6 protein-coding genes are annotated in these 6,255 nt (G+C 71.1%); all 6 read right to left on the reverse strand.

Features of this window, described 5'->3' with window-relative positions; genetic code table 11:
* Positions 1 to 14: 14 nt before the first annotated feature.
* Positions 15 to 1,385 carry a MinD/ParA family protein gene (locus tag ACF1B9_RS18610; RefSeq protein ID WP_391746606.1) on the reverse strand — a complete coding sequence of 457 codons (1,371 nt, stop codon included), beginning with the start codon at positions 1,383 to 1,385 and terminating at the stop codon, positions 15 to 17.
* Positions 1,386 to 1,438: 53 nt separating this feature from the next.
* Positions 1,439 to 2,812, reverse strand: a complete 1,374-nt coding sequence (gene eccD / locus ACF1B9_RS18615) for a type VII secretion integral membrane protein EccD (RefSeq protein ID WP_391746607.1) — start codon at positions 2,810 to 2,812, stop codon at positions 1,439 to 1,441.
* A 102-nt stretch (positions 2,813 to 2,914) separates the two neighbouring features.
* Positions 2,915 to 3,226, reverse strand: a complete 312-nt coding sequence (locus tag ACF1B9_RS18620) for a hypothetical protein (RefSeq protein WP_391746608.1) — start codon at positions 3,224 to 3,226, stop codon at positions 2,915 to 2,917.
* A gap of 289 nt (positions 3,227 to 3,515) precedes the next feature.
* Positions 3,516 to 4,310 (reverse strand): DUF6508 domain-containing protein, encoded by a 795-nt coding sequence (locus ACF1B9_RS18625; RefSeq protein WP_391746609.1) that lies wholly within the window; start codon positions 4,308 to 4,310, stop codon positions 3,516 to 3,518.
* Between the two features lie 2 nt (positions 4,311 to 4,312).
* A complete protein-coding gene (locus tag ACF1B9_RS18630; protein WP_391746610.1) occupies positions 4,313 to 4,714 on the reverse strand; it encodes a hypothetical protein in 402 nt (133 codons plus the stop codon).
* Positions 4,711 to 6,255 (reverse strand): ADP-ribosyltransferase (locus ACF1B9_RS18635; protein WP_391746611.1); only part of this gene is annotated, 1,545 nt, incomplete at its 5' end. The genes ACF1B9_RS18630 and ACF1B9_RS18635, both read right to left, overlap by 4 nt.

Raw genomic sequence — 6,255 nt, forward strand, 5'->3', positions numbered from 1 at the left:
CTGGTGACCGGCGGTCAGTGGTGCTGCTGGGAGAGCCGGAACACGTCCGCGGCGAGACGGGTGGCGGCCTCCCTGGTCGCGTGCGCCAGGAGTTCGGTACGGATCGCGCCGCCGGCCGCCAGATGCCGGTCGTACGGCAGGACCTGGACGCCCGCTCCGGTGGCCTTGAGCTTCTCGGCGGCCTGGGCGAGGTCGAGTCCGGAATGCGGCACGAGTTCACTGAGCACGACGACCGCGCCCGCGATCACCTGCCGCGGCAGCGACTGCATCCACTGCAGCACCGCGTACGTACTCGTGATGCCCTCCAGCGTGGCGGGGGCGGCCAGCACGCGGGCCTGCGCGGCGGACAGCGCGACCCGGGCGACCTCGGCCGGCAGCGTCTCGCAGTCGACGACGGTGACGCCGAAGTACCGGCGCAGCGAGACCATGACCCGCTCGTACGCCCTGCTGTCCAGCATCGCGCCGATCTGGCCCTGGCTGCCGGGCAGCAGCCAGGCGTTGCCGGGGAGCTGCACGAGATAGCCGGTGATGTCCATCAGCGACATCTGGGGCTCGATGATGTCGGCCAGGTCGCCGGTGGTCCAGCGCAGCGTCTCGGCGCCGAGCCGCAGCGGCAGCGAACCGAGCGCCGGGTCGGCCTCGACGAAGAGGACCGGGTCCTGGCGGTAGTGCGCGTACGCGGTGCCGAGCAGCGCGGCGACGGTCGACTTGCCCGCGCCGCCCCGGATCGAGGTGACGGCGATCTGCCGGCCGGTCGTCACGGGCTGCTGGAGCATCTCGGCGGTGGCGGTGGTCCGGGCGACCTCGCGGGCGGCCGACGAGGACACGCTCACGCGCAGGGCGCGCGCCGCCCGAGCGGTGAAGGGCTCGCCATGGCGCGCCTTGCGGCCGACGGCGGCGAGGCCCTTGTCCACCACGGGCCGGGAGTCGGGCGTGCGGTGCGGGCGGGTGCCGGGGGTGTACGCGGCCTGGGCCTGCTGCGGCTGACCGACGGGGTGGGGCGCTGCCTGCTGTTCGGTGGGGCCGGGGCGCTGGGGCGGCTGTGGCCGGTGCTGTTCGGGGTAGCCGGGATACGGGGCTGCCTGCTGGGCGTGCTGCTGTTCCTGCGGTCCGGGGTACGGGGCGGCTGCCTGCTGCTGTTGCTGGTGGCCGACCTGCTGCTGGGGCGTCCCGTAGGCGGGGGCGCCCTGCGCGGGGAGGCCGGGGTTCGGCGCGGGGGCGGCGTACGGCTGACCGCCCGGCCCCTGCGCGTGGGCACCGGACCCCTGCCCGCCGGGGCCCTGCGCGCCGGACCCCTGCCCGCCGGGGCCCTGCGCGCCCTCCTGGGCGGCACCGCCCCTCATGGCGCGCAGCACGTCGCCCTGCCAGTTGTCTTCGTTCGGCATGTCTGCCCTTCTTTTTCGCCCTGCTGCCCCGCCCGGAGCACCTGCGCGTCGAGTCAGAACTTGTTGAGCAGCTGTCCGTACACGCCGAACACACCGACGGCGAGCGGGAAGAGCCCCACCACGCCGATGGATTCGACCAGATCGGCCATGCGCCGCAGCCGGACCTGCACATGCTCGGGCGGCTGCACCGCCAGGACGAGCAGCGGCAGCACCGCGGCCACGCACAGCAGGGCGAGCGGCCCGGCACCCCCGGCGTGCTGCGTCCACAGCATGACGAGGCGCACGACCAGGATCGCGGCGGCGGCGAAGAGCGCCACGACCTCGGCGACCAACGGGAAGGCCCGAGCCCGGGAGAGCAACACGAGAGCAACGAGTGAGGGGAGCGCCACGGTCCACACGGACGGCTTGTCCGCCAGGGTGAGCAGCCAGCCGCCGGCCGCCGCGGAGACCGCGGTGACCACCGTCGCGAGGGCCAGGCCGCGGTGCGTGGCCGCCAGCGCGTTGCCCACCTGGTGGCGGCTGACGGAAACGCCGCCGGACCGGCGGTCGTCGAGGGCGGTGAGCCCGGACGCCGCCAGTGCGAGCCGGGGAAGCAGCCCGAGCAGCACCACGGAGAAGACGGCCATGACGGCGCCGAGCCGGGCCAGATTGTCCTGGACGGCGGCAACTGCCTCCCACACCACGACGATCGCGGTGGTCGCGGCGGCGCCGATGAGCCCGCCGCGGCCGAGCGGTGAGAAGTAGCCGAGCAGGACCAGCATCAGCACGAGCGCGCCCGCCACGGCCGCGAGCCGTGCGGTTCCCGACCAGTCGTAGGCATCGGCGGCGGTCCACGCGGTGACGATGCCGAGGCTGCCGGAGGCGAGCAGGAGCGCGGTCGCCAGGCCCCGATTGCCCTGCCCGACCCTCGCGAAGAACGCACCGGCCGCCAGCAGGACGACCGTCGCGGCCACGAGGGCGCCGGTCAGCGTTTCGAGCGCGAACTCACGACGGGCGAGCAGCGCGGCGACCACCGCGAAGGCCACCGACGCCACACCCGCACTGGTCCGCCGCGCGGCGGGACGCCAGCGCCAGGCCTGCAGATCGAGGTCGTCGGCCACCAGATCGGTGACGTCGTGCACGACCGGGGCGGGGGGCGCGGAGTGGGCCCGGACGAGGCGCAGTACGGCACCGTCCGCGATCCCGGCCGAGGACAGTGTGCTGTCGTGCGGCAGCGCGGAGCCGTCCGACGTGATCAACTGCCGTGTCATCGGACGCGCTGCGGCCCGGTCGTCCAGCAACTGCAGAATGTCCGGAAGCAGTTGCCCGATCGGCGTATCGGACGGCAGGACGATATCGGCCCGGCGTCGTTCGCCGACCAGGGTCACCCGACTGAGCTGCGCTCGGGAAGTCGTTGCTGTGCTCACCACTTTACGGGAACCTATCATCGCGACGTTTGAGGAGTCGGGCAGCTTGGCGTGCCCATATTACTAGCGTCTTCTCCGGCCCCTTTGTAGAGAACTCTTTCTGAATGGGCCGGAGATATTGAGCTATTGGGGATTCTTCGTCGATTCCCCATGTTTCTCCGGTTGTGGTGATTTCGCGGGCTGCTGGTACTGCTGCTCCTGGCGCTGCTGCTTCTGCTGCTCGGCCTTCTGCTTCTCCAGCATGTTCTGGACAAAGGACCACCCGATACATCCCGCACACAGCACGGCGGCGATGGCGATCCCCGCGAACACCTTCCCGAGCCGCTCGTCCGCCGTACGCCGCGCCCGCTGCGCGCCGAACAACAGAGCGTCCCGCATCCTGCGCCGGCGTACCGCCACCGACTCCAGAAGCTGGCTGTCGTAATCCCGTGCCATTCGTCTCGTCGTCCGTTGCCTCAGTCGTACGTGGTGTCGGTCGTGGTCTCTACGTCAACGGCCGTCGGCCGGAGGACCGGTGGCCGGTTCGGGGCCGGGCTGCTCTCGCTCACTCCCGGTCCCCGGTGCCCACTTTCGGGAGCGGCATATTCCGCTTCAGCCGACGCGTACCGCACGGGAATCGCGGGAATCCCCCCAATTAACTCCTGCAACATAAGGCATCGGTGAGTGGGCAGTACAGCCCAGGTTGCAGCACGAGCCGGCACGGCGAACGGGCATTCCGTATGCGTCAGGGATCGCCACACGAGCCCTCGGCCACGGTCTCGTACCAAGCGCACAACGACTCGGCCACGGCGTCGAGAAGGCCGTCTCCCGCTGCCTGGGCGATCGTCCCGTCGGAGAATCGTTCCCCGCGCACCACGGCCGTGGCCGCGCGCACCGCGTCGGCCGGACTCAGCCGTCCGTCGGCGGGCACGGCCGGCGGCGGATTGTCCCGCCACAGGTACGCGGGCGTCACCGCGCCGACGGCGGGCAGCGCGCGCACCAGGCGTCGGAGCCGCTCGCTGTGGAGCGGGTGGCTCATCCGCCAGGTGCCGTCGGGCTGCTGCCCGCCCTCGGACCACCGCACAGCGCGGTCCTCATCCGTGAGCGCGGCGAGCGCGTTCCTCAACTCGCGCCACGCGTCGGCGTTCTCGCGGTCGAGCTGAGCCAGCAGACGCCGGTCGTCGGCCTCGGTGACGACGCGGGCCAGCTCTGTGAGCGAGGCCAGGGACGGGGCCGTGGTCAGGGAGCCCGGGACGATATGACTGACGCATCTCGGGTCCGAGCTGCTGACCAACTCGGCGAGCGCGGCTGTGGGCAAGAGCCCACGCGCCTTGGCCGCGTTGAGCTTTGCGGACCACTTGAGCCCTTCGTCGAAACCGGCCCGGTCACCGGCGGGCCGGAGGCACCAACCGGCGGCGTCGTCCTCGTCATTGGCCCACAGGTAGCCCATCGCCTCGCCGCGGGCGTTGGCGACGGTGAGGTGATGAACCGGCCTGTCGGTCTCGGCATGGTAGCGCGGTGCCTCGGGTTCGTACGTCATGGTCAGCTCGCGGCGGCGAGACTCCTGACCACATCGACGTTCGGCGCCTCGGTCAGGGAGCCGGGTACGACATGGCTGCTCTTCGAAGGGTCCGATTCCTTGATCATCTCCGCCAGGGCGGCCGTCGGGGCGATACCCCGGGCCTTCGCGTCGTGGAGCTTCCGGGCCCACCTCGCACCCTTGTTGAACGCCTCGTCACCGCCCGCCTTGCGGACCAGCCAACCGGCGGCGTCGTCCTCGTCGTTCGCCCATACGTAGCCGATCGCCTCGCCGTCCCTGTCCGCCACCGTCAGGTACTGGACGGGCTTGTGGGACTGGGAGCTGTAGCGCGGCGGCCCGCCGGGCGCCTCGTTGAACAACAGATCCTCGTTCAGCCGCGGATTGGGCCGCTGCTCGCTGCTCATTCGTGTACCACTCCCTTGTTCGGCGGCAGGACTTCCCCGTAGACCTGGACCTGGCCATTCTCCATAAAGACGCGGGTCACCTTGAACTCGGAACCGCGGGCCAGGAGCAGCTCCCGCTCTGACACGTCGAACTTGGAGACCTTCTCCAGCCACAGGGCGGGCGTCCCCTTCGGCACGCGGAGGTGCAGGATCGCCTCCTTGCCCGCGAAGCCGGACACCGGGTGGTTGCCGAGAGACGTGGAGGTGTAGCCCTTGTCCGGGTACGTCTTGCCCAGCATGTCGAGCGGGGAGTCCAGCTTGAGGTGGCCCAGCCCTGTACCCCGGACGACCATGATGTCGTCGGGCACAGGACGCGTCGACATGACCCTGTCCATTTCGGCGATGTCGTGCAGCACCTCCGGCTTCGGACCGAATCCCGGAGTGCCGCGCAGATGACCGTTCATGTCGTGGTAGGACGGGAACGTCTCACCGGTGTAGTCCCAGAGAGCCTGCTTCGCGGACGGGTCCAGATTGTCCACGTAGTCGTTCCAGTAGTCCTGGCCGTACTTGATCGCCGCCGTGTCGTCGGCGAACGGGACCGTGCCCTCGGTGAGTTCGGCTGCGGCGACCCGGTGCTTCTCGGCCGTCGTGAGGTCGTCGAAGTCGTCGGCGGAGATGTGCGGGGTGTACTTGAAACCGTCACCCGGACTGCCGTTCCCCACCCCGTCCCCACCGTGGTGGCCGGCCGTCGTCGCGTCGTCGGCGCCGTGTGTGAGGTCGTCGACGGCGCCGTGCGGGTCGACGTGGCTGCCGTGGCCGCCGTGGTCACCGGCGTGCGTCGCGTCGTCGGCGTGCGCGGACGCGTCGTCCGCATGCCCGCCGTGCGAGGTGTCGTGGCCGCCACCGTGCGAACCGTCGTGCCCGTGCGTGCCCGGTCCGTCGTGGCCCGGAGTGTGCGGGGCGGCCGGGGTGTGCGTGTTGCCGTGGGGCATGTCGTGGCCCGGCCCGTGCGGGCCGGTGGGCGGCAGGTCGTGCCCCGGAGCCGTGTGACCGGGGATGTCGTGGCCGGCGCCGGTGGGGAAGTGGTCGGTGGGAACGTGACTGCCGACGCTGCCCGGGACGTGGCTCGCCGGGTCGAAGTGTGCCGGGGCGGGGCCGAACGACCCGTTCGGTACGTGGTGGGGTACTCCGCCCGGAACGTGGCTGCCCGGACCGTACGGCACATGGTCGAAGCCGCCGCCGGGGGTGTGCGGCGGCGCCATGTCGGGGAAGCCGCTTCCCGCGTGGACGCCCGTCGGCACCGGCTGCTGTATCTGCCAGGACGACGGCAGGCCCGATGTATGGGGGACCGTGTCGTGCGGGATCGGAGTCGTGTCGACCACGCCGTTCGGGGCGACCAGATTGCCGTTGGGCTCCAGGAGACGACCGTCGGGCAACTGCACCGAACCGTCGGGGAGTTTGGGGATCTCGATGTTGCTGATGCCTTTGAGGCCCTTGGTGATGTCGCCGATCTTGGAGAGGCCGGCGCCGGCGCCCTTGGCGATGTAGGTCATGGGGTCGAT

Origin of the sequence: Streptomyces sp. NPDC014727, from assembly GCF_043083485.1 — a bacterium.
Classification (GTDB): Bacteria; Actinomycetota; Actinomycetes; order Streptomycetales; family Streptomycetaceae; genus Streptomyces.

Bases quoted from the DNA above. Each gene is read 5' to 3' on its own strand.
- ACF1B9_RS18610 (WP_391746606.1), bottom strand. From the start codon at position 1,385: ATGCCGAACGAAGACAACTGGCAGGGCGACGTGCTGCGCGCCATGAGG.
- ACF1B9_RS18630 (WP_391746610.1), bottom strand. From the start codon at position 4,714: ATGAGCAGCGAGCAGCGGCCCAATCCGCGGCTGAACGAGGATCTGTTG.
- eccD (WP_391746607.1), bottom strand. From the start codon at position 2,812: ATGATAGGTTCCCGTAAAGTGGTGAGCACAGCAACGACTTCCCGAGCG.
- ACF1B9_RS18625 (WP_391746609.1), bottom strand. From the start codon at position 4,310: ATGACGTACGAACCCGAGGCACCGCGCTACCATGCCGAGACCGACAGG.
- ACF1B9_RS18620 (WP_391746608.1), bottom strand. From the start codon at position 3,226: ATGGCACGGGATTACGACAGCCAGCTTCTGGAGTCGGTGGCGGTACGC.